23 protein-coding genes are annotated in these 24,445 nt (G+C 37.8%); 4 read left to right on the top strand and 19 right to left on the bottom strand.

Annotated features, from left to right (window positions below; genetic code table 11):
- Nucleotides 1–109 precede the first annotated feature (109 nt).
- Genes QNH43_RS08570 through QNH43_RS08560 form a run of 3 tightly spaced genes read right to left on the bottom strand, consistent with a single transcriptional unit; the run spans nt 110 to nt 2,829 of the window.
- Entirely contained in the window at nt 110–1,081 is a 972-nt protein-coding gene (locus tag QNH43_RS08570) for an alpha/beta fold hydrolase (RefSeq protein ID WP_283918316.1), read from the bottom strand.
- Complete coding sequence (locus tag QNH43_RS08565) at nt 1,044–1,922, bottom strand: DMT family transporter (protein WP_283917470.1); 879 nt, start codon at nt 1,920–1,922, stop codon at nt 1,044–1,046. Before QNH43_RS08565 ends, QNH43_RS08570 begins: the two co-directional genes overlap by 38 nt.
- Complete coding sequence (locus tag QNH43_RS08560; RefSeq protein WP_283917469.1) at nt 1,909–2,829, bottom strand: DMT family transporter; 921 nt, start codon at nt 2,827–2,829, stop codon at nt 1,909–1,911. The genes QNH43_RS08565 and QNH43_RS08560 overlap by 14 nt, the downstream gene beginning before the upstream one ends.
- Nucleotides 2,830–2,944: 115 nt before the next feature.
- Between QNH43_RS08560 and QNH43_RS08555 the strand changes: the two genes are divergently transcribed.
- Complete coding sequence (locus tag QNH43_RS08555; RefSeq protein WP_283917468.1) at nt 2,945–4,285, top strand: aminotransferase-like domain-containing protein; 1,341 nt, start codon at nt 2,945–2,947, stop codon at nt 4,283–4,285.
- Nucleotides 4,286–4,713: 428 nt separating this feature from the next.
- On the opposite strand, the gene QNH43_RS08550 is transcribed toward QNH43_RS08555, so the two are convergent.
- The 4 genes from QNH43_RS08550 to QNH43_RS08535 form a co-directional block, all read right to left on the bottom strand.
- On the bottom strand, nt 4,714–5,160 hold the full coding sequence (locus tag QNH43_RS08550) for an aminoacyl-tRNA deacylase (protein WP_283917467.1): 447 nt from the start codon (nt 5,158–5,160) through the stop codon (nt 4,714–4,716).
- Nucleotides 5,161–5,454: 294 nt separating this feature from the next.
- Entirely contained in the window at nt 5,455–6,672 is a 1,218-nt protein-coding gene (locus QNH43_RS08545; protein WP_283917466.1) for a SpoIIE family protein phosphatase, read from the bottom strand.
- Complete coding sequence (locus tag QNH43_RS08540) at nt 6,665–7,504, bottom strand: alpha/beta fold hydrolase (protein WP_283917465.1); 840 nt, start codon at nt 7,502–7,504, stop codon at nt 6,665–6,667. Before QNH43_RS08540 ends, QNH43_RS08545 begins: the two co-directional genes overlap by 8 nt.
- A 1,269-nt stretch (nt 7,505–8,773) precedes the next feature.
- Nucleotides 8,774–8,986 carry a hypothetical protein gene (locus tag QNH43_RS08535; RefSeq protein ID WP_283917464.1) on the bottom strand — a complete coding sequence of 71 codons (213 nt, stop codon included), beginning with the start codon at nt 8,984–8,986 and terminating at the stop codon, nt 8,774–8,776.
- A 300-nt stretch (nt 8,987–9,286) separates the two neighbouring features.
- Here QNH43_RS08535 and QNH43_RS08530 point away from each other — a divergent pair, with 300 nt between their 5' ends.
- Nucleotides 9,287–10,561 (top strand): IS110 family RNA-guided transposase, encoded by a 1,275-nt coding sequence (locus QNH43_RS08530; RefSeq protein WP_283917463.1) that lies wholly within the window; start codon nt 9,287–9,289, stop codon nt 10,559–10,561.
- 440 nt (nt 10,562–11,001) lie between these two features.
- Here QNH43_RS08530 and QNH43_RS08525 read toward each other — a convergent pair whose 3' ends face one another.
- From QNH43_RS08525 to QNH43_RS08490, 8 genes are all read right to left on the bottom strand, one after another.
- Nucleotides 11,002–11,403, bottom strand: coding sequence for a hypothetical protein (locus QNH43_RS08525; RefSeq protein ID WP_283917462.1), 402 nt, complete (start codon nt 11,401–11,403; stop codon nt 11,002–11,004).
- 375 nt (nt 11,404–11,778) lie between these two features.
- The gene (locus tag QNH43_RS08515; RefSeq protein ID WP_283917460.1) at nt 11,779–12,273 is read right to left on the bottom strand and encodes a DinB family protein; all 495 of its coding nucleotides are present in this window, start codon (nt 12,271–12,273) and stop codon (nt 11,779–11,781) included.
- Between the two features lie 209 nt (nt 12,274–12,482).
- Nucleotides 12,483–12,740 (bottom strand): MFS transporter, encoded by a 258-nt coding sequence (locus QNH43_RS27730; protein ID WP_434060189.1) that lies wholly within the window; start codon nt 12,738–12,740, stop codon nt 12,483–12,485.
- A gap of 9 nt (nt 12,741–12,749) precedes the next feature.
- Nucleotides 12,750–14,690, bottom strand: coding sequence for an FtsX-like permease family protein (locus QNH43_RS08510; protein WP_283917459.1), 1,941 nt, complete (start codon nt 14,688–14,690; stop codon nt 12,750–12,752).
- Nucleotides 14,668–15,444, bottom strand: a complete 777-nt coding sequence (locus QNH43_RS08505; RefSeq protein ID WP_283917458.1) for an ABC transporter ATP-binding protein — start codon at nt 15,442–15,444, stop codon at nt 14,668–14,670. Before QNH43_RS08505 ends, QNH43_RS08510 begins: the two co-directional genes overlap by 23 nt.
- A gap of 98 nt (nt 15,445–15,542) precedes the next feature.
- Entirely contained in the window at nt 15,543–16,604 is a 1,062-nt protein-coding gene (locus QNH43_RS08500) for a sensor histidine kinase (protein WP_283917457.1), read from the bottom strand.
- Nucleotides 16,601–17,308 (bottom strand): response regulator transcription factor, encoded by a 708-nt coding sequence (locus QNH43_RS08495; protein ID WP_283917456.1) that lies wholly within the window; start codon nt 17,306–17,308, stop codon nt 16,601–16,603. The genes QNH43_RS08500 and QNH43_RS08495 overlap by 4 nt, the downstream gene beginning before the upstream one ends.
- Nucleotides 17,309–17,413: 105 nt before the next feature.
- Nucleotides 17,414–17,869, bottom strand: coding sequence for an SMI1/KNR4 family protein (locus QNH43_RS08490; RefSeq protein WP_283917455.1), 456 nt, complete (start codon nt 17,867–17,869; stop codon nt 17,414–17,416).
- Nucleotides 17,870–18,925: 1,056 nt separating this feature from the next.
- Between QNH43_RS08490 and QNH43_RS08485 the strand changes: the two genes are divergently transcribed.
- Together QNH43_RS08485 and QNH43_RS08480 are read left to right on the top strand one after the other, a co-directional pair.
- Nucleotides 18,926–19,360: a helical membrane plugin domain-containing protein gene (locus QNH43_RS08485; protein ID WP_283917454.1), complete on the top strand. Its 435-nt coding sequence runs from the start codon at nt 18,926–18,928 to the stop codon at nt 19,358–19,360.
- 42 nt (nt 19,361–19,402) lie between these two features.
- A complete protein-coding gene (locus QNH43_RS08480) occupies nt 19,403–20,584 on the top strand; it encodes an NAD(P)/FAD-dependent oxidoreductase (RefSeq protein WP_283917453.1) in 1,182 nt (393 codons plus the stop codon).
- A 77-nt stretch (nt 20,585–20,661) separates the two neighbouring features.
- On the opposite strand, the gene chbG is transcribed toward QNH43_RS08480, so the two are convergent.
- Genes chbG through QNH43_RS08460 form a run of 4 tightly spaced genes read right to left on the bottom strand, consistent with a single transcriptional unit; the run spans nt 20,662 to nt 24,443 of the window.
- The gene (gene chbG, locus QNH43_RS08475) at nt 20,662–21,393 is read right to left on the bottom strand and encodes a chitin disaccharide deacetylase (protein WP_283917452.1); all 732 of its coding nucleotides are present in this window, start codon (nt 21,391–21,393) and stop codon (nt 20,662–20,664) included.
- Nucleotides 21,390–22,733: a 6-phospho-beta-glucosidase gene (locus QNH43_RS08470; RefSeq protein WP_214790147.1), complete on the bottom strand. Its 1,344-nt coding sequence runs from the start codon at nt 22,731–22,733 to the stop codon at nt 21,390–21,392. The genes chbG and QNH43_RS08470 overlap by 4 nt, the downstream gene beginning before the upstream one ends.
- Nucleotides 22,730–23,077, bottom strand: coding sequence for a PTS sugar transporter subunit IIA (locus tag QNH43_RS08465; protein WP_098370952.1), 348 nt, complete (start codon nt 23,075–23,077; stop codon nt 22,730–22,732). Before QNH43_RS08465 ends, QNH43_RS08470 begins: the two co-directional genes overlap by 4 nt.
- A gap of 16 nt (nt 23,078–23,093) precedes the next feature.
- A complete protein-coding gene (locus QNH43_RS08460; RefSeq protein ID WP_283917451.1) occupies nt 23,094–24,443 on the bottom strand; it encodes a PTS sugar transporter subunit IIC in 1,350 nt (449 codons plus the stop codon).
- Nucleotides 24,444–24,445 lie beyond the last annotated feature (2 nt).

Raw genomic sequence — 24,445 nt, 5'->3', positions numbered from 1 at the left:
TCACTAATTCGATGATCGTATATTTACTCCCTAATTCATAGATTACTTGCACTTTTTGACGCTCTGAGATTTTCTCTCCTCTTGAATTAAGGCTTTCAACTTTTTTACATTATTTTATTTCTTTTATAAATTCCCTAAAGTTTTCAACGATCTCTTTTGAATTCGTATGGTGTAAATAATGTTCTCCTTCATGTGTCATCACTTTTCCATGAACAGCATCTTTGACTTGCTCTTTATGCAGTGGTATCCATCCTTCAACGTCTGTGTTATTCGCTTGTATAAAGAAAATAGTAGGAAGATTTTCTGGGAATGTTAAATTTTGAGCACCTATAAAATTAGAAGAAATATTTTCCATTTCATTCAAGGTAGTGGCATTATTCAAGTTTTTATTCGTAATCATTTTCATTTGTTCTTTTGTTTTATCATCAAATGATCGTGAAGCATATGGGTCACCATCTAGTTTCATGATCAATCTTAAGAGACCTGATTTTTTGAGTAATTTAAAAGTTTCTAATGGAAAGTCATCATCCATACCACCTTGTGTTGGAACACTACTATCGATTCCGACAAATGCACTCACTTCGTTTGGATATTTGTTCACATAATCCAGTCCGTAAATGCCTGCAATGGAATGGCCCATTAGAGTGTAACGGTCAATATTAAGCTGCTGTAAAGCTTCATGAATTTCGCTTACAATATTCTCCGTGCTTCTCTCTTTTTCGGTTTCATCACTTAATCCATAACCGAAAGGCTCAATCACAACAACTTTGTAAAATGGAGATAGTTCATCTACTAGCAGCTTAAAATCAAGTGCTGGTGCCGCTGTTCCAAAACCTGGTAGTAACACTACTATTTCTTCGCCTTTTCCTTGAATTGTAACATTCATATTTTTCCCGTCTACTCGTACAGATTGACCATAAGATTCTATTTTCCCTTGCTCCGATTTATTACTAATCATATTAACTATAAAAACAATAGCTAGAAAAAGCACTATTGCTATAGCTATTACTCCTAGTGATTTAAGTGAAATGAAAGCGTTTTTTTCATAATTTATGCACCCATTTTCTAAAAATGTCCTCATTCGAAAATAAAAGAGCAAAAAGAATGATAACCATACCAATCTTATGTTGTAAAAATAATGGTTCTTTTAAAACGACAAAGCCTAGAATGACACCAATGACCGGTACAATATAGTTGCTGAAAGATGCAAACAGAGCTCCTTCCCTTTGAATCAATAGATTATACAGCATATAGACGATTCCAGCGTGGAACATTCCTAAAATAATAATAGAAAATATTTGTGTATGATTAATGTCCATTTGCAATGGCTTTTCAAAAAGGAGTGCGAGTGGGATTAAGACGATACTTGCAATCCATAAAACATTTCTCATATGGACCACAGGAAAACCATCTTCTAATTTTTCCATTAGAATTAAAGACAATGCAAAACTTATAGCAGCAAGAATGAGCAACACATTACCCAATATATTACCTGAAACGTTCATAATTCCTTGCGTAGGACAAGACAAGATCACAATTCCTAAAAATCCTAATACTATGCTGACTATTTCAAATTTTTTTGCTTTCTTTTTGAAGAGCAATACGAAAAATACTAATGTGAAGACTGGAACCATTGCGATTAGCATAGATGCAATACTGCTTGATACGTACTTTTGGCCTTGTGCAATAAGAATAAACGGCAAGACTACTTCAAAAAGTGCAATCCAATAATATTTTTTAGTATTGGTTGTGTAGTTTTTCTTTGATTGGAACAGACCAATCACTGATAAACAAATTGCTCCGATCAGTGCTTTCAAAGCAGACAACGAAATGGAACCTACATCATTCGTTACTAATTCCATGAAGAAAAATTGAGATCCCCAAATGAAGCTTATGATTAGCAAGAGACTATATTTTTTCATTTGATTTGCCCCTTGCACCAAAATAGTTTGTACCAACAACACCGATGATAATGATAATGGATCCTGCTATGTGGTATAAATGAAATTCCTCTTTTAAAAAAATGACCCCTGCTAAAATGGTAATGAGCGTAGCAAAATTACTGAAAACACTCATTTTCGATGCATCTATTTTTGATAATGCATAGTTGGAAAGATAGGACGTTCCTAAAGACGATAGGATACCTAAATATAAAATGGCAAGAACAAAATCCCAGTGTCCAAAAGGTTGCATAAATTGATCCACTGTCCTATTCATTATATGGTTTGTAAGTGACAGTCCATTAAAAGCTATAAACCCAAACAAGGTCATGATATATGAGATAGTGAATAACGAATAGCGTTGTGTTAACTTTCTGGCAAATACGTTGTATAGTGAGGAGGTAAGTGCTGAAAGTAAAATTAAACCGGCCCCGAAGAGACTTGTATTTGTGTCCCCTGCCCCGTTCATGTACATAATATACATCACACCGATTACAGATAAACCAATAGCTATTTTTTGACTGCGTGTAGATGTTTCCTTTAATATGATACTTGCAAAAATCAACGTAAAAATTGGTATTGTTGCTTGAATAATACCAGCTTCCGATGAAGATGTATGCACTAACCCAAATACTTGAAAAGCAAAAAAGAGTGTCGGATATAAGATGGCTAACAAGGCAATCTGCTGTACATCCTTTTTTGTTACCTTGATCGATTCTTTTTTTAACACGAACAACACTGTGGCAGCGATCCATGCAATGGTAAACCGATGAGCCAATGTATCTAACGGTGTTGCAACCGTTAATGTCACTTTAACAAACATAAATGACAATCCGATAATGATTGCATAGATGGTTGCTGCGATATATGCATTTCTATTTTCAATCATTCGATTACCCCCTTATATTGATCCGGCCGGTACCATTATCGTAAGAGATAATAATAAATTTTACGATATAAAAAATACACATCTGTACCGATACAGATGTGCAAGGAGGCTTATGATGCTTAAATATGAAACAATCTATCAATCACTCCTGATGCAAATTCAGTCTGGTAAATTTTCGACCGGAGCAAAATTACCATCCATTCGAAATTTATCACAACAATATTCTTGCAGTAAAAGCACGGTATTGACCACTTTAAAAAAATTGGAGGAGCAACATATTATTTATGCCCTACCGAAAAGTGGTTATTATGTTGTGGATAATCACGTCTTCAAAACCCCATTGTCCACTGACATAATTGACTTTGCAAGCGCATCTCCTACTTGGCATGCCTTTCCTTATAAAGAATTTCAACACTGCATAAATAAAGCAATTGATACCTATCAAGAAGAATTATTTCGCTACGGTACGCCAAAAGGTTGGCCGCCACTCATAGCAGAAGCTAAAAAACTGTTAGAATCTTACCAAGTATTCACGCATAGCGAACAGATTTTCATCACTACAGGTGTTCAACAGGCTCTTTCTTTAGTAAGTATGATGCCCTTTCCGAATAATCGTTCCACCATTCTAGTTGAACAACCTAGCTATCATTTATATATGGACCTGCTGAAAACCTTACAGCTTCCTGCAATAGGAATTCAACGTACCGAGAAAGGTATTGATTTAGGTCGACTTAAACAAATATTTCATGAAGAAGATATTAAATTCTTTTATACAATGCCCCGCTTCCATAATCCTTTAGGATCTTCATACGGTAAAAAAGAAAAAGAGGCTATTTTACAATTAGCCGACCAATATAATGTATACATTTTAGAAGATGATCATTTAGCAGATTTTGAATACAATCCGAAGAACGACCCTCTTTTTGCTGATGATCACCACGATAAAGTCATCTATTTAAAAAGTTTTTCAAAAATTATGTTTCCTGGTTTAAGAGTTGGATTGGCGGTTCTTCCTCCTTCAATTATTGATATTTTTCAAAAATACAAAATGACAACGGATATTGACAGCTCTATGATTTCACAAGCCGCATTATATCTCTATTTGAAAAATGGTATGTTTGAACATAATAAAACCAAAGTCAGTAATATCTATCATACACGTGCGAAAATTCTGCATCAATCAATACAAGATCATTTATCTACGTACGAATCATCATCAGAAATTGTAATGCATAGTCATATTGTGCTGCCCAAGCGTGTGAATTTGAAATCATTTGTTTATCATTTGCATGAAGAAGGCATATATCTGGATACAGTTGAAAGAAATTATTTAGATGACTTTTACCACGAACGGATTTTGAAGTTGAATGTTTCAAATGTTGGCGCCCATCGAATTGAAGAAGGAATTAGGAAAATTGCAAGTGCCTTAGAAAATCCTCAAAACTACTTTTTATAAATTCTTTCAGCAAGGTAAAAACTATCCTTATTCGAAAGCATAAAGTGTGAGGGATATTAAACATGACTAATATCCCTCACCCTTTTACTATTGTCCAATTCATTCATCTTTATATTTTGTCTCAAGATTCCTATAGTATTCCTTCTTCGAAATCAGATTTACTTTATCATCGTCTGATCGATTTTCATATTAAAAAAATCCACTTATATTCGTATATTATTCTAAATTCCCATTCCATTAAATGGTCATTTTGTTGAACAAAGGTCAAACTGCACTCTTCAACTATACTGCCCCGATAGTGTCATAAGAAAAAGGCTGCCTCGGCAACCTGCATTATTGAAGTAAAGCACCCGATCGTTCTATCTGAAAAGCGAAGCTTATTCAAGAATCGCGCCCTTTTGTTGAAGTAGCAAAAGTAGTATTTCCTCTTAATCGAGGGTTACAATCACATGATTTAATTCATTTAAAGCTTGTGGTTCAATTTTTAAAGTAGATGTTGATTGTCCAGAACCTCCATAAATAAAATCATAATGGAAAAGTCGTTTGTCTATTACACAAGGTAAATCAATACCTACCATAGGAACGCTTCCTACCTGAAATCCTGAAACTTTCTGAACTTCCTCTGGAGATGCTAATTTTACTTTACTACAACCTAAAATATCAGCTATTTTCTCAAAATTAACTTTGCTACGACTTCCAGATAAAATTAAAACAAAGAACCCTTTATCGGAATTCAGTATCAATGTCGGAGCTGTTTGCCCGACTTCAATCCCAAAATACTTTGTACCATCTTGTTTTGAAAGTATTGGTTTTTCATGTTGAATTATTTCATATGTATATTTGCTTTTCTCTAAAATTTCTTGCAGTTCCCCCATTAGAAACACCTCCAACATTGATTTTAACATGGAAAATTGTTGAAATGTTTAAAAGGCGAATTATTAAAGTAAATGGCCCAATTGTTGAACAAATCAATATGTACTCTTGAACTATCCTGCCCCGTTATTTGCATAAAAAAAGCTCCCTTAAAGGCAGCTCCGATCTTCAGCCCACGCAAAAGTGAATTGTATAATTGACGGCGAAAAAACATTGGAAAGAAAATAAACCCATGAATCTTATATCATGGGTAATAAATAAAAGTTTTGGTCTACTTTAAATATTGTGTATATATTTTATTTTAAATCAATCAAAATAAAACACTGATCATCATTTTTAAATTTCTCTTCTCCTTCATTTTGAAGAGATTGCAAAATTTTTTCTTTTAACCCAATCAAAGAATCAGATGAATGCTCCTTTAACAAGGAACCCAACCGGTGGAAGCCAAGAGGCTCCGAGACACCATCTGTGTATAGAAGGATCTTGCTACCTTTATCATAATTAAAAGTTTCTATTTTAAACTGTATTCCCTCAAATGTTCCTATTGGGGGCGAGGTTGCGCGAAGTTCTAGCTGATTCCCTGCAGAATTCTGAAAAATAGCTGGTGGATGACCAGAATTCGTATATTCAATAGTTTGTTTGTCGGTATCAATAATAAGATAAATAGCCGTGCAATAATGCCAGGAATCTTGATTGTTATGGAACAAAGTATGTAAATGATCATCTAATTCCTTTATAACGACATTAGTAGCAGCTCCAGCTCCTTTTGTAATCAACCTTTGGAATAAAGATTGAAGAGACATGGTTATAAGTGCGGAAGAAATACCATGTCCCATTACATCTAATAAAATAATTCCATACCGATGTTTATTTATTTGATAGCAACCATAAATATCACCTGACAATTCCCTGGATGCAAAATAATATGATTCAATTTCAATGTGATCATCAGAAATAGTTTCAGGTAGTGACCTTTCTTGTATTTTCTTCGCTAGTTTCAATTCATTATGTGTATCTCTTTTGAATTTTTCATTCTGCTTATTAACTTCCAAAAGTTTCTGCTGATTTTCCTTCAAGTCCTTAAGGGCTTTCTCCAATTTAGAATTAGCTTTACTTGTTTCCTTTAAAGCATCCTCAGCGAGTTTTTTTGATATAATTAACTGGTTTTCGTATTCGTTTCTTCTCTGCATAGGTATAACGACACATGTTATAACTTGGATATCCGTATCTTGGCTGAGGGTGGCGTTAATCAGAACTGGTATTTCCTCTCCATTTACATTTGCAAATGAGAGATACATTTCCTCTATTCGATGTTGAACGGTTACTAATGGAAAGAAATAAAGTTGAGTAAATAACCGGGCAGATTTAGTAAGAATTACATTGATGTGATGTCCAACCAGTTGATCTGGACTATATCCAAGCAATTGAACTAATGTCTGATTAATAGATAAAAGAATGCCCTCCTTTGAAAGTGTAACAAAACCACAAGGAGCATGGTTTAATTGCTCATTCATAAGCCAGGCTCAAAACAACTTCACTAGGAAATTCCCCCAAATAATCACGGATTAATTGAATCGTCTCATCAGGATGACTCATATGCGGGCAGTGTCCTGTTGCTTTCATATATGTAATCGTACTTTTGGGTACATGTTGACTCAGATACTCACCTACTACGGTAGGAGCAATTACATCTTCAGAACATTGCATGATCAGAGAAGGTACGGTAACGTTTGGCAAGTCCTCACGGTTATCTGCAAAGAAACAAGCCTCTGCAAATTTACGAGCAATGACGGGGTCAGTAGAACAAAAGCGATTTTCCAGCTCGTTTGCAACATCTGGCCGACCGGGATTATTTGTAACGGTTGAAGCAAAAAAAGTTGCCCAGCCGATATAATTTTTATCCATCATATCAATTAAGCCTATCAGATCTTCTTTCTCAAAACCTCCAAAATATTCAGGGAGGTCATTAAGGTAACAAGGAGATGGACCGATCAAAATAAGACGGGAAAAATACTCTGGATGTTGTAGTGATGCTAGTAAACCAATCATTCCTGAAACGGAATGACCAACAAATATTGCATTTTTAAGATTTAAGGCTGAACAAACATCTATCACATCTTGGACATAACCGGAAAGTTTGCTGTATTTATTTGGATCAAATGCCTTTACATCTGAATTACCCATCCCAACATAATCAAATAAAATAATTTGATTATCACTTTCAAATGATTCGGATACAGATTTCCATACCGTTTGGTCACATCCAAAACCTGGTGCGAATATCATAGTTTGTTCTCCATTACCTTTGATATTTACATTATTTCGGTTTAGGATATTTGGGTTCATAATAAAGCCCCTTTCTTATCACATCTGTAAAAAATATAACATTTTTCAAACTATCTAATCCTACTTCTTATATTATACTCTTCCTCACTTATCACACATTTATCAAGATTACTTATATTACTTATATTACTTAAAACCTCATTATCTCGACTATCAAGCAACTTCACCTATACAGTAAATCGCCCAACTGAATGATTCGCTTGTTCATCACTACTGTTAACACATCTGACAGCATAGCATATCCATTCAATGGACTCAAAAAAGTTCAATCACTTCGGCATAATAAGTTTCAACAAATCATTCGCTGCATCTCTTATTCTTTAAATAATTTACTACATTTTTATTTTATCACTAATTCAAAATAAAAAGTATACAAGTATAGTTAACTAAGTAGGCAAAAGAACATGAAAAAGGAGAATCCCCTTAGTACCATAGGGGGTTCACCTTTTTATCAAGTACCATTCTTATTTTATCGTTTATACAAGTCGTACAGTAAGACTACACTATGTTTGTAGAACTATCCTGCCCTAAGGGTACTTTCTTCTCTATATTTGAATGTATGATTTGTATAAGAATCTTACATTCAAAAGACCACCAATTTGGTGGCCTTCTAAATGAACTAACACACTCGTTAGTTAATAATGTGTTTATATTTTAATTGGCTTCAAATGGTATCTTCTAATGTCGGAAACATCCGTGTGTTCGTAGTTAACCACTTCGAAACCATTCGGTGCAGCCGTCCTTCATAAGGATTATGTTTTATTTGTTTTTCTTTTTTCAATTTCTTTTTTCACCAAAGGAATTACCTTTTCTTTTACTGCCTTTTGTACTTTTGGATCATTTATTAATTTTTTAAATTTGTCTTTCAACATTCATACCTCCGATTTATTAAATTTGGGATTTAACTAATATGGAGTTGTGTCCTAAAAGGAATAAGATTCTGCTATCATATGACAATTGTACCCTAAAGAATACATTGTGTCTTGCAGGAGCCAGACATCCAAATGTGAAAGAAACAGATTAATTGGTATACTTTAATTTTATTATTTCAGATATATAACCTTTAATTCATCATGATAAAAATTAAAATAGATAAATACTAATATCGTAACCCATTACAATGCAAATAAATCGAGGAACATTTCATGCTGAATCTAAATAAAAGGTAATTATAGTAAAAAGAAAAACCTCACTTAAAAATAGCTTTCATTTTCAGCTAACACACCTGTTTGTTGTAGAAGGATTTTAAAGCCATGGACTTACGCTCCACTATAAGCTTAAAGGGGCTTCTTCACGAGTACAGGTCAGGTATTTTCGGGATACAGCATTAAAATATCCTACATCAATAATTGCTTTTTCTCCTTTATCAGGGCATTGAATATGTGTCAGCTGAAGTGATTCATTGATGATGACCAAGTCTATTGCGTCCAATTCCTTTTTGCAGCACGAACATTTTACAGCTAGTAAGTTTTCTTTTTCCATTAAAGCTGCCCCCTTTTGATAAATAGGTATTCTTTATTTCTAGTCGCTAATCCTACCAGTTCACATAACTGTCAAAAATTTCTTTTTCCATAAGTATTCAGCTGGATTTTCATAGCTTGTTCAAGTAACTTGCCCCGTTGCATAAAGAAAGAGCTGCCTTAAAGGTAGCTCCGATCTTCAGCTACAGCACCTGTTAGCATTCCTGTAGAGCATTAAATATCGGCTTTGAAAAAAACAGAGCCCCTCAGTATGATGAGAGTACACACAAACCAAAACTCATCTTAAGGAGGAAGCTCTACTATGAATTTTAAAATGCAAAACAAACAAAATCAACTAATTGAGAGAATTACGGATCAACATCTGGTTGTTGGTGTGGATATTGCCCAACATGTACACGTGGCCCGTGCTGTAAACTATCGTGGCATTGTGGTCGGGAAACCTTTGTCTTTTGAAAATAATGAAGAGGGTTTTACTAGATTACTAAACTGGATCAAGGAACTAAAACACATGAAAAACCTAGACACAACGATAGTCGGAATGGAACCTACCGGTCATTATTGGATGAACCTTTCAAAGTGGCTAGTCAAACAAAACATGGATGTCGTCACGGTCAATCCTCACCATGTCAAAAGAAACAAAGAAAATCGTGATAATACGCAATCCAAAAGTGATAAAAAAGATGCCCTTGTTATCGCTGATATGGTGAAGAATGGCTACTATGCCTTCGTTCGTTCCACTTCAGAATCATTTGAAAAACTTCGTGTCCTTATGGCTAACCGAGATGTGATCGTTAAGCGTCTTGTTAGCTCCATCAACCAAATTAATCGCTGGGTGGATGTTGTCTTTCCCGAGCTCCGGCAAGTGTTTAAAGACGTATCATGTAAAGGGGCAATCGCAACCCTACGTCTCTTTCCTACCCCAGCTGAATTATGTTCCTTACAGCCTCAAGATATCATAACTGGGTGGAAATCATGTATGAAGCGACATTCCGGGCATAAAAAATCCCGTTCCCTGCTTGCATTGGCCAAGTGTTCAATTGGTACGAAACAAGCCCTTGATGCGTATAAACTTCACTTGAGACAGTTATTAGAGGAATATGATCTCGCTTCATTTCAACTCGAAAGAGTGACGCAAGAAGTCACAAACGTCTTGGAACAGATTCCATTCGTTAAGCAAATACTTGCCATTAAAGGAATCAGTGAGATTTCCCTGGCGGGCATCTTAGGAGAAGCTGGAGATCTGAGTGGGTTCGCTCACGGGAATGCGCTCCTTCGTCATGCAGGATTGCATCTCGCTGAGGCAAGCTCTGGGAAGTGGAAAGGCCAAATTGTTCTTTCCAAACGTGGAAGATCACGCCTGCGGCGTTACCTCTTCCTTGCGACCATGAGTCTGGTGATGAATAACCCTGAGTTTAAAGCCCTACACTCGAACAATGTTAAGGTGAAGAAGATAAAGAAAATGAAATCCATCATGAAACTATGTGGAAAACTCGCCCGTGTCCTAGTAGGGATTACTCGTAATGGCTCTACCTATAAACCGGAAATGGTATTCCCTCTTGAACAACTAGCAGCGTAAATTTACATTCTCATTTTTTTGAAAGTTGGCTTATTCGTAGGATTTCAAAGAAAGCACGATGTACTGGATATATAGAACAAAAGGGCAATGACCCGTTCCGTTAGCAAAACCGGCCTCCACCCCTTGGATAGGCATGACGAAGGAATGAAAGGGCATATAATTATGACCCGTTGAGACATGGGAGGGAAAGCCTCCAGGGGTAGCGTGGAAATGCGTGCAGTATATGTAATAATATGGGATTTTTAACAGATCCCCTATTCCAACCTGCCCTCATCTTATCAAAACGGTTCTATCTCTTTCGTTCATCTGAAGCAACCTATACCATGTGGTTTGAAATCCTGCGAATAAGCGAGTATTCGTGAGCATTATCTATTAAACTGAGGGAGTTCTATAAGGCTAATGTAGAGTTGACACAAACTGCGCAATAAAAAGTACAAACCTTATGGTCTGTACCCGTATGCAAACACAAACATAAAAGTAAAAAATAAAAAAATGAAAGTTGATGGAATGAAACTTACCACAACCCACCCTTTAGCTATTCTGCTTTGTCTGCTTGTATACCATTTAAAATAAATAAAAAGAAGAATTACCACCAAAGGCCAGAAATAATAACTAGCCATAGTATCAACCCAACCGGAATTTTTATCCCAGTAAGCGTCCGGTACAGGAGTGATATTCTCGTATTGCCTATCAATTTTATTTTTAGTTGTGATAAAGATATAAGAAATCACAGAATAATAAGCTACTATTGTGGCTTTTATCCACCAAAATATAAACTTATTTGAAATTACTACTAAAAAGATAATTGCCAGTGTGTAATATACACCAGTGTATTGTCCCATGTTAACCTCCACTTTATGCATTTAGTTTATTAATCTAAATTAGATGGGTTTTCCAAATTAGAGCTAAGTATATAGCCGCAATTTGAACAATAGTAAGAGGTAATCTTGGAAGATTTATTCTTTGGATTGTCATAGGAAAACATTAGAACAAATTTAATTCCGGTTCCGAGAGATCCTTTCTTAATATTGTTTGAGTTACATTTAGGGCATTGGTCGTCGTTCATTCTCGTTTATACACTCCTTTCCAGTTCGAATACACTGCGCTTGTTGAATTAACCTGCCCCGTTAGTGCCATAAGAAAAAGGCTGCCTCAGCAACCTTCCTTATTGAAGTAAAGCATCCGTTAGTTCAAGTAGGCACTAGTGCAACTTTTATTTATTTATCTACTCCTGCATCTATTTTCCAGCTATTTTGCAACTTCCGGATATAAATGATCTGACCAATGTGATATGCGTTATGAGTTGACACATTTCCGAGTATTGCCCACCATTTCACGTGTCCAGGATAACCATTAACTTCTCTCTCAACTTTTTCTTCAGATAATAACTCTTGCCAACGTAAAAGCACCTCTAATAGTTGTTTTTTTAAGTAAGCAAAAGTATGATTTTCAGTAATAATAAAGCTGTTATTATTATTTCCTATTGAAGGCACAGCATCAACGTGAGATTTTTGGTACCTTGTTTGCCATGTTTGATTCCAATATAGTAGATGCTGCACAATTTCAGCAATACTATTACTTTCTTCGTTTGGCTTCCAAAATGCATGTTCCTCAGACAATCTTTCTACTGAATCTGAAAATGGTAGGTACCAACTTGGGTCATTAGCATTTGCCAACAACTGATCCGATAAAACATCTTTTGCATGAACCATAACAAACACTCCTAATTTTTATATACTGTTTTTTCTAAATCTTTAAACAATGTCATCTTAATTATATTCTACATAGTATATTGATTGTCCTGTTCTTATTAAGCTAACCTGCCCCGTTAGTGCCATAAGAAAAAGCCGCCTTAAAGACAGCTCCGATCTTCAGCTAGTGCTCCCGTTAGCCTTCCGGAAGTAATTTTCGCACCTGTCGGCTAAGTTGGTGCCTCCCCAATCCCAAGGAAGATCCTAGCAATAATAAACATAACTAACGTATTCGCCATTCCTGTTAAAGCTGTGGCAACACTCCATAAAATGATTGAAACAAAATATACTCTTTTTGCTCCACACTTATCAATAAACCACCCGGCAGGAAGTTGCATGGACGCATACACCCAGGAAAAGATGGCTCCTAACAGACCTATTTCTGTCTTCGAGAAACCTAAATCTTTGATAATTTCTGGTGTCGCAATTGATGGCTTTTATTTAATAGAATTGATGACTGCCCGCTCATACATCTTTTTTGTTACTTGATAATATAGCAGTTGAAAAAGAAAATACGTTGCGATAACCATAGCAGAATAGACGAACAAGTTGGATCCCAATAAATTGCTTAATGCCACGTAGGCGATTATGGCATGAATCACCCCTATCAGAAAAGGAGCGAAAAAGAGGATGCGTATTTCCGCACTTAAAATTTGCCTTATTTCTTTTTTTGTCAGTCCCAATCGATGAAGGGCATGAATTTGGATTTTTTTATCTTCTAAATTCGTAAAAACTCGCAGATACATCATGCTTCCCTGGACGATAAAGAATAATAAACTGACAAACAAGCCGATAAAAAGTATCAAAATGCTTCCCTGTTTCATTTCTTGATAAATCGGAGCTCTTGTTTGCAATTGATTATGGTCTGGATTATTTGACATTTTTTCGATTTTACTGGATGTTTCCATTGATTCTTCCCAATCTCTAATTTCATACCCGCGTACTCTTACCTTTTCTTTTAAAGGCACATCAGCAGTTATTTCATGAAACAGCCGATCATCTACCACCATCAGGGTCGTTGCTGACTTTATGGGGGCGACTACGGATTGATTGCGCTGACCGATCATTGTTACCTGTATGGTTTGTTTACCATAGTGAAGTTCCTTTTGTTCTCCCTTTTGGACGAATTGATAATCCAGTCCTCCATAAGGAAAAACGTATAACGCTTCCTTTCCAGATAACTTTGCCGGATCAATTTTTCGCAATGCAGCCACATTGTTATAATCACTTTCCGAGATTAATAATGACCTATTTTCATTGGATTCTCCCGTTCTCATATGGGGTAACATGTGAGTAATGGGTACTCCTGTCATATTCACTTTGTAAAGGATCTTGAATCCATCTTCCTTTAATGCTTTCTCTACTGCGGATGGTTCAATAATGGAATATATAGAAGCATCATTCTCCACCCAGCCAATTGATTGCGGAATGTTATTCATCCCTTGCTTTTTTAAGTCTGCACTGAACATGAAGAGTGTGCCTGCAGCTGTCAAAATGACGGCTGTAATGATCGAGGTCAAAAAGAATAGTCTCGAATAGTCTTTAATATTAAATATCAGGTTTGTTTGAGTGATTAAATTCGTTCCACCATATAAGCTTTTCTTCTTCCGGTAAAGCCTGCTGCAAAAAGCGACAATACTTTGGCTGAATAAAAAATAAGTGCCGATCAGTACGAAGAATAAAATGGGCATTACTCGAATATAAGAATTGTTCAACGACATAGTTCCTGCCAAATAATAAGAAACGCTTAAGCAAACGGCTGATAAAGCAATTAACCATTTTGAAACGAAGGGCGTCTTTTTTGGTTTTTGTTTATCTTTTAGTAAATCGACCACCTCTGCATTTCCAATGTTGAACAATGAAAGGAGCGATAATAGCTGAAATAGCAAAACGAAACCACCAATCGTATAAACAAAGGCCTCAGGGACAAAGACAAACGATATTGGTTGCTCTACAGCCAATAACCAAGAAACTGCCATCAAGAATAGCTTTGAGAACAAAAATCCCAAGCCTACCCCTATCAGGATTGATATGAGGGAAACCATCGTTTGCTCCAGGTAAATCAGTTTTCTTAGTTGGGATTTGGACATACCAAGCAGTGTCAGCAGCCCAAACTCTTTTTTTCGCGGCTGTATAAATGCGGCATTCGAATAAGCGATAAAGAAAACCGAAAATATGATGATCACTATTTCTGCTGCAATGAGTCCCCTACTAATTAGCTGTCCCCCAGGGATATTCGCATGGACCACATCAGGATGAAAGATAAATGATGCGTAAATAAAAAAGATTGAGACGGAAACGACAATACTGAAAAAATAAGCTAGATAACGTTGTGCATTTCCTTGGATATTTCTCTTAGCGAGAAGTCGGATGTTCATGATAGACTCCTCCCAAAACGCTTAACGTATCTAAAATCCTTTGATGGAAACTCTGTCTTTCCCCTCCGCTGTGCACCTCCGAAAAGAACTTGCCATCCTTAATGAATAGAATCCGGTCACAGAAGCTGGCGGCAGTCGGGTCATGAGTGACCATGAGGATGGTTGCCCCCTTTTTCTCCTGAAGTGTCGTGAGGGCATCCATTACCTGCTTGGCGGATTTGGAATCCAAATTACCAGTAGGTTCATCCGCTAAAATAATGGAAGGCTCATGAATCATCGCTCTTGCACAAGCAGTTCGTTGCTGCTGACCTCCGGAAATTTCATAAGTCCGCTTTTCTAAAATCTCTTCTATTCCAAGAAGGTTCGCCAACTGATTTACCCTATTTTCCATTTCCTGCAATTTATAATGATCTAACGCTAAAGGAAGGAGGATATTTTCGCGAACGGTAAGTGTATCAAGAAGGTTGAAGTCTTGAAAAACAAATCCAATCTCCCTCCTGCGAAACAAAGCCAGGTCCTGATTGTTTAATTCATTAGGATTTTGATCATTTAGAATGACTTTACCTGTGGTGGGCTTATCAATCGTGGCCATTAAGTTAAGCAGAGTGGTTTTCCCGCTGCCAGATGGACCCATCACCCCGACAAATTCCCCTTTCTGTACATTCATGGTGAAATTATGTAACGCTTTATGAAATAAATTCCCTTGCTTTTGAAAATAAGTTTTGGATAATTGCTCCGCTTTTAAAATCGACATCCGAAAATACCTCCCTTTCTTACCGTAAGTATAATGAATAAAGCGGGAGGCTCCCATCGAAGTTTATTACATAATCGTTTAACACCCTTACAATTCTGTCACCTTTCATGTAAGGTATTTGTCTTAAAGAGAAATTCCACAGTAGTCCCTTCCGATACAGTCGATTTTATGGTAACACCATGCCCAAGCTTCTTAACGATTTCCTTCACTAGATATAGTCCCATCCCGGTTGACTCTTGCTGGACTCGCCCGTTCTCTCCAGTAAAAAATGGATCAAACACCCGTTTTACATCATGTGGGACAATTCCGATTCCCTGATCTGTTATCCTAAGGAAAATCTCCGACTCTTTTTCAACAATGCTGAACGTTATGCTGTCATGCTCTTCCTGCCTTGAATACTTCAGTGCATTAAAGACCACCTGACTAATGGCGAAGTGGAGCCACTTACGATCCGAATGCACATATAAATTCTCAAACTCCGTGTCAAGCCTGGGATATATGAACCGTTTGATGAACTGTTTCTTTTCCTCGTTAATCACTTGCTTGACTAGATTAATTAGGTCAACCCGCTCCGATTTTACATCCTCCGAAAAACGCTGCAGCCTTGCTCCATGCAATATAATTTCAAGTCCTCTGCGAAATCGATCATTTTCTTCTTCTATCTCTTTTAGATAATCCTTCATCGACTCATTCGAAAATGTCCTTTTGCCTTCTTGAACCAGTAAGGAAATGACCGAAACGGGTGTCTTCATTTGATGAACCCATTGATGAATCAACAGTTCATATTGCTCCTTCTGTTTGATTTGTTCTTGTAATTGTCCAATTGTTACCTGGTTCATTTGTTGAAAAAGTTCCATCCACAACTTTTGTTCATTTGACAGGGGTTCCCTAAAAGCTTCGACATATTCAAACGACAAGCTCGGTTCTTGCTTCATCCTTGCTAATTGATTAAGAAAACGGTAATGCCTTATGTAATCAGCCCCTAAAAATAGAAGCATCATAAACAACGCGAGAATAATTAAATAGATGATATTCGAAATCGATATGTGATTCCCAGCTTCCAGAACGGCTAATGTATAAGCAATGATAAGCAGGCTTACCAATAGAACGGTATAAAAAATAAAATAAAGACGGTCATTTAAAAAGGATTTCAGCTTCACTTTTCTTCACCTTGCACTAGTTTTAGTCGATATCCTTTTCCCCTGCTAGTCGTTATGGCGTGATTGACGCCAATATCCTCAAGTTTTCTCCGTACCCTTGTGACATTGACGGTCAATGTATTGTCATCAACAAATGAATCATCATTCCATAATGCTTCAAGTAAGTCTTCACGCGAGACAATGGTGTCATACTGTCGTAGTAAACAACTCAATAATTTCAACTCATTTTGAGTTAACGTTACCCGATTGTCCTGATATTCGATCATCGCTTTTTCCATATAAAGCGTCAATCCATCCATTTCCTTTATTTTTTTGTGGAATGAAGATATTTCCGCATATTCACCATAACCCCTGCGTAGGACACTCTTTATTTTCGCTTGTACCACTTCCAAATGAAACGGTTTTGTTAAATAATCATCTCCCCCATATTCAATGGCCATGACTTGGTTCATTTCATCTGTCCTTGCAGAGATGAATATGATGGGAACCTTTGAAACCGTCCTTATTAGCCGACACCAATGAAAACCATCATAATGGGGCAGGTTAATATCCAATAAAACCAAATCTGGCTTTACCTCTTGGAACTCCGCAAAGACTTGGTCCAGTTGCTTCACTTCAAATACCTCATACCCGTACCTTTTTAAATAATTGACCAAGATTCCCGCTATTTTGAAATCGTCTTCAACCAATAATATTTTATACATCTTTTTCTCCTCATTATCATGACAATCCTTCATATCAATCCAGCTATTAAAATGAAAATAAAAAACCTTGAATGGTATGAGCCAATCAAGGGGATTCAAATAAAATTAGATTTCTTCCGGGATTTTCAATCCCTCAATGAAGGATTTAAAACTCGATGCAACTTTATAAATATTTTCATCCTGGCTTGATGGATCCGAATACCAACCCTGATCCCAGAAGTAAACTCCCTTTTCCTCTTCGTTATCTATCAGCAAGATTTTACCAGCAAACGTATCATTACCTATTATAATGCAATTCTTATGTAAGTCGTCCCTATTTTCTTCATGCCATTTCTGTAAATCCAGTTCTTTATCTTGAAGCCCTAATCCATAAAGTACGTTTAAGCAAACGAGCGTGTCTAATGCATCTACATAAAACTTACTGTTTTGAACCGCAGTTGTGCCGCCATTATGCGTAAGGAGAAATTGTTTATAATCTGCAGGAATCTCAAAACCCACAAATTCCTGAAAATTACTCACTGCTTCTTGTGTCGCTTTTCCATATCCGGTAATATTAACCATTCTATCACTCCATTTCAGTTTATAGTAGTAAAATCAATTGATAAACTTATTCTGTAAGCCTGCTAATTGCTGTTTATAAAAAGGTCAGGCCCTACACTCCATTTATGGAGATCGTTGAAAAATAAATTATTATTACTTAGAAAATAATACTTTTTTTAAATATATTAACATAATTTTACTATCCTTATCAGTATTTTCTGATATTTTTTTTGACAATTTCGTTGCATTTCATAAGAAGATAGCTTTTTTATATAGAGTTTTTGTAGATAAATCGGGAGTTTTCGAAGATATATAGGGAGACGATGATGAAACTTATCATTATTCCTTCTTCTTTATACAATGAAAAAGGCGCCCAACCATCATCTTCTAGGTTATGCGCCTTTTTCCTATTTATGAATTATCCCATTACATCTCAAACAACTTTATAGTCATCATAAGTAATTAATAACCTGCTCATAGAAACTGTCTCAGCACGAAGCCTATTCTTATCACGACAATAAGCAATGATGGAACTATCGGGAATTTTGGCTGTACAATTCCATTTACTATATTTTTCATTATACCTGGAGGATATTTCGATATTCTCACCACGGATCTTTAATATCCTGCGTTCTACCAAGGGCATCATCTCCAATTCCGATAATATTCTTTACCCTAAATCAGATAAAATATTCCTGGGTCACATTCAGCCATGGCATATTCAAAGATTATGGACATTATAGCAAACCAAACATATATTCAAAACAAAAGATGCCTACATATTCTGCCGATAGCCGGGGATCATGCCCCCTATTATTATAGGAAATGCGGTGAATCCCAACGTAATCTTACAGAAGGTCTCTTTATTTAAGGTATTATAACCAGAATAATCTTAATGTTTTTTTGGAATATTAAGAGAAATCACAAAACCCACCTAATAATTGTTAATAATAACTATAAAAATTATATTCGTATCACAAAAGAAATATTTGAAATTAAGAGGTTAGAGTCGTATGATTAGTAGTATCGGCGGAAAACACATAAATTAAAATAATTAAGTTTAAAGGGGAATTAGATATGGTAGATGTAGTCTCAAAACCTGAACATGAAACACTTAATATTTCTGCAAACCAAGAACAATTGGATATCCTTGATCAGCTTTTAAAGCCCGAGGTACAGGAATCATTGAACACTTTAGTCGAGCAGTTACCAAAACTGACTGAGTTAGTGAATATTTTAACAAAGTCTTATGATTTCGCTCAATCGGTTGCGACTGATGATGTGTTGAAAAATGATACGGTCAGCGCCATTTCGGAAATCGCGACACCTGTAGTACATTCGGTGAAAGGGCTTGCGGCTAATGCCATCGAAGCTAAGGATCGTGCTGAAGTGAATCATGACGTGATCGGTCTTTTTGGTCTGTTAAAAATGATGAAAGACCCTCAAGCACAAAAACTTTTCCGTTTCGCCCAAGCTTTTCTTGAAGTCTCTGCAGAACGTAAAAACCAATAATCATTTGATAAACTTTCAATCAGTAAGGACGGGGGATTAACTATGTCAAAACAAATCGTCATCTTAGGTGCAGGATACGCAGGATTGCTATCTGCCTTATCCGTACGTGAATATTACAATAAAGATGAAGTGCAAGTTACAGTGGTGAACCAATTTCCAACGCACCAAATCATCACCGAATTGCACCGTCTTGCAGGCGGATCCATTTCTGAACAAGCCGTTTCCATTCCGTTGGAAAAACTTTTCAAAGGAAAAGATATCGACCTTATCATTTCCAAAGTGGAGTCTTTCTCAGTCGATAATAAGGTAGTGAAACTTGCCAATGGTTCCACTTTATCTTATGATGCCCTGGTTGTTGCTTTAGGTAGCCAAACAGGATTCTTCGGCATTCCGGGACTTGAGGAAAACAGCATGGTCTTGAAATCCGTAAACGATGCAAACAAGATTTACAAACATATCGAAGATCGCATCCGCGCCTATGCACAAACGAATAATGAAGCGGACGCAACCATCGTGATCGGCGGAGGCGGATTGACGGGCGTCGAGTTAATCGGTGAAATCGTCGACCATTTCCCTAAAATCGCCAAAAAATTCGGAGTGGACTTCAAGGACTTGAAAATCAAGCTTGTGGAAGCTGGTCCAAAAATCCTTCCGGTCCTGCCTGATCACTTGATCGAACGTGCGATGACAAGCTTGGAAGCACGCGGCGTTGAATTCTTGACAGGTCTGCCTGTAACGGGTGTTAAAGGAAATCAAATCGAATTGAAAGATGGACAAACGATAACGGCCAACACGCTTGTTTGGACAGGCGGAGTTGCGGCTCTTCCTATCGTAGGCGAATCAGGCCTTGAAGTGGATCGCGGCAAAGCGACCGTTAATGAGTATTTGCAATCAAAATCCCATAATGACGTATTCGTTGTCGGGGACAGTGCCGTTGCGTTCCCTCCAGAAGGCGGACGTCCATACGCTCCTACTGCACAAAATGCTTGGCAAATGGGTGAGCTTGTTGGATACAACCTATATGCAGCATTTGAAGGCAAGAAACTTGAAGAATTTGCACCTGTAAACTCAGGTACACTTGCGAGCCTTGGCCGTAAGGATGCAGTGGCCACCGTCGGCGCCAATAACACTTCCCTTAAAGGCCTGCCGGCTACATTGATGAAAGAAGCAAGTAATGTTCGCTATCTATCACACATCAAGGCCTTATTCAGCCTGGCTTATTAATTTTTAGATATAGCACTCATTGAATTTAAAAGGACCATTCATCATTGATGAATGGTCCTCTTTTGTAATTAAAGAAATCAAATCTTAACTTGGTTAATGCTGAATCTAAGGGAAAATCCCTCAGGTAATTTTGCATTAGTCAAAATCCGGGCTTCTTTCAAGCGTTTATCATTATAAGAGGAGACTTCCATTAATTCTTCATCCATATAAGCAGGATGGGTCATGATTTCCACGCTTGCCCCATCCGTTACCCTCCCCTTCAAGTTTTGAAAATAATCTTCAACCACCATATCTCCATAAAAATCATCCAGGAATACATCTGTAACGGTTTGAATCCCATCCAGGTGCCTTCCGGCATTACGCACTGGCAATCCGTATTTATCAGACAGCTTTTTTATTACAGGTAGAAATGCTGTGATCCCGTGTACATGATGATGGCTGTCAAAATGAGTCGGAAATAGACCAAATTCCAAGAATCTTTCGATTTGTGCGGACCACTCCCTCTCCAATTCCCTCAAGGAAATACCAGCAGGGTCTCCATATATCAACCCTTGCTTTTTAAAGAAACCAGATTCGTCAACTAAACTCGGAACATCACTCAATAAAGGTTTACCCCATGTCAGCACTAAGTGTATACCTACCTTCAATGAAGGTGTCTTCTTTGCGATTTCAATTGCATGCTCCGTTGCTTTCGCATTCATCATGATCGTTGCCGAATTGACAATTCCATATTTGTGGCTATCCAAAATCCCATAATTCACCGCTTTAGTTAACCCGAAATCATCTGCATTTACAAGGACATCAATCATGATAAATTATCCTGCAACTCCTTTTTTTCAAAAAACTGCGGCAAATAATCTTTATGCGCCTCCAACATTTCGTCTAAGATAAGTTTTGCAACCCGATCACTTGGAACGAGTGGATTGATCGTCATGGCAAGCAGCGCAGTATCATAGTCCCCTGTAATTGCAGCTTCGATGGCTACCCTTTCAAAGGATTTGATTTGCTGAATTAAACCGCGGACTGCGACAGGAAGCTCACCTACATTGATTGGCTTAGGACCATCCTTAGTTATCACACAACTGGTTTCAATCGCCGAGCCATAGGGGATGCCTTCAATCGCACCGTGGTTTACGGTATTTACCGCTTGAATATCTCGCTTATCTGTATGCATCGAGCAAATCAACCGCACTGCAGCATCACTGTAGTACGCACCTCCGCGCTCTTCAAGCTGCGGCGGCTTTATAGCCAGATCCTTGTCTTTGTATAGCTCGAATAAACCTGTTTCAAGTCTTTGAACGACCTCTGCACGTGTTTCCCCTTTTTCTGCATCCTTCAATTCTTGGGCTAGCACATCTCCCGTTTTATAATAGTAGTTGTGGTATGGACAAGGAAACAGGTTTAACGCTCTTAGGAATTCCGGTTCCCAGCCCATTGCATGGATATTCTTCATCGTGACAGCATTAGATGGATCTGTAATCAAATGGATGATTTGATCTTTGACACTCTCGCCATCAACGAATACATCCAAGCCGTAAACCATATGGTTCAAGCCAGCAAAGTCGATCCGGACTCTTGATGGCTCTACATCCATTAAATCCGCAACACCTCGTTCCATACCAATCGGCACATTGCAAAGGCCGATGATTTTGGAAATATTACTGTGACGCAGAACTGCTTCCGTTACCATTCCTGCAGGGTTCGTGAAGTTAATCAGCCATGCTTCCGGACATAATTCCTCCATTTCATGAGCAATATCCAGAATGACGGGGATCGTTCTAAAAGCCTTGAAAAGCCCGCCTGGTCCGTTCGTCTCCTGTCCGATCACTCCGTGTTTCAATGGAATCTTTTCATCAAGAGCCCTTGCTGCGAGCTGGCCAACCCGCAGCTGGGTTGTTACATAATCAGCGCCTTTAAGCGCTTTCTTTCTGTCTAGCGTGAGGTGGACTTCAATATTCACACCGGCCTTTTCAATCATCCTTTTTGCCAAATTCCCGACAATTTCAAGTTTTTCCTTTCCCGCTTCAATGTCCACGAGCCAAATTTCACTCACAGGAAGTTTTTCATGATATTTGATGAAACCTTCGATCAGTTCAGGCGTATAGCTCGAACCTCCGCCAATCGTGACAATCTTCAACCCCTTGCTCATTCAGCAGTCCTCTCCTTCACAGCATCTGCATGTAAGAATTCTTCGCGTAGATCAATCATTTCAATTGCAAGATCCTTTATAGTCATCGCTGTCATTAAATGATCTTGTGCATGCACCAGGATAATGGGAAGATCAAATTGGTCCCCGCCCGCCTCAGCATGGATTAATTGGGTTTGGTATTTATGGGCTTGCAGTAATTCCGTTTCAGCCTCGGCTATTTTCACGCGGGCAGAATCAAAATTCCTTTTCTTTGCTTCCTGCATCGCTTCCATTGCAAAGCTTCTCGCATTCCCGCTATATAAAATCAATTGAAAGGATAGTTGGTATAATTCTTCTTTTTCCATTTTCATCACTACTTTCTTAAACGCTTAGCGTTTCTGAATCTTTTGTAAGCTCTGTTTTATTTTTGGTGTCTATCTTCACTTGAGCATAAACGAATGGTAAATAAATCGCTGTTGAAATGACTAAGTTGATTGCAGCCAGGACCGCTCCGGACATATGCCCGCCTGTGGCCAGGAATCCACCCACGATCGGAGGGGTAACCCATGGAATCTTAGCGACGATCGGGAAAACCATTCCGCTGCTTACCGCGATATAAGAGATCACCGTTGTAATGACCGGGCCGAGAACAAATGGGATGAACCACATTGGATTCAGAACGATAGGCAATCCGAAAAGAATCGGTTCGTTAATCTGGAACACTCCTGGTGCCCCTCCGAGTGCAATCATCTGTTTATACCGTTTCCGACCGGCAATGATCATTGCAATGATCAGGCCCAATGTTGCACCAGATCCGCCTAAATAAACAAATGCATCCAGGAAAGAACCCGCCAATACCCCGTATTGATCCATGTCTTTGACGCCTTTTGCATATAAATCGATATTTTTCACTCCTGAACTTTCAAAAAGCGGTGTCGTTATCCCGCCGAGGATATTCGGTCCATGCAAACCGATCATCCATAATAAATGAACAAGAAATACTAGTAAAATAGCGAATGGCAATGAATCTACTGCACTTTGCAATGGAGATACAATCACTTTACTAAGCCAGTCATTCAGTACCTGCCCATCCGTAACTTTACGGAATAGCAGTCCGAATACACCAGCGATAAAGATCGTAGCCATACCCGGCACTAACTTTGCAAATGAACGTGCTACCGCTGGGGGTACTCCGTCAGGCAGCTTGATGACTAAATATTTCACTCGTGAAAGTCTCACAAAGATTTCAGTGGCAATTAAAGCAACGACAATTCCTGTAAATAAGGCTGTAGCATTAAAATAGTTAACGCTTACAAAACCCCATGCCCCTCCTGTTACATCCTTATCATCGATGGTTAAAGTGACATTTCCGATTTGAGGCAATAATAAGAAGAAACAGGCTGCGGAAACCAGCATCGCTTCAAAACCATCGTCACCGTATGATCGTGCCAATTTATAAGAGATGCCGAATACAGCGAATACCGTCATGAATGCAAAGGTTCCAAACCAAATATCACCGCCCAGCGTATTCCATGCAGGACCGAAGATGGCCTCCATCATTCTTCCGTAAGGCTTGATGACTTGCCCGAGATTATTAAACAGGACGGCGAATGATCCAATCATTGTAATCGCTATCATTCCAATCAATGCGTCACGAATTGCAAGCAAATGCCGGTTATTTCCTACCTTTACCGCCCCAGGCATAATATACTTATCAATAAAAGTCATCATAT

It is taken from the genome of Peribacillus simplex (assembly GCF_030123325.1).
Taxonomy (GTDB): Bacteria; Bacillota; Bacilli; order Bacillales; family DSM-1321; genus Peribacillus; species Peribacillus simplex_D.
Note: the sequence above shows the minus strand (reverse complement) of the source record. Positions and strands in the feature narration are given on the sequence as shown.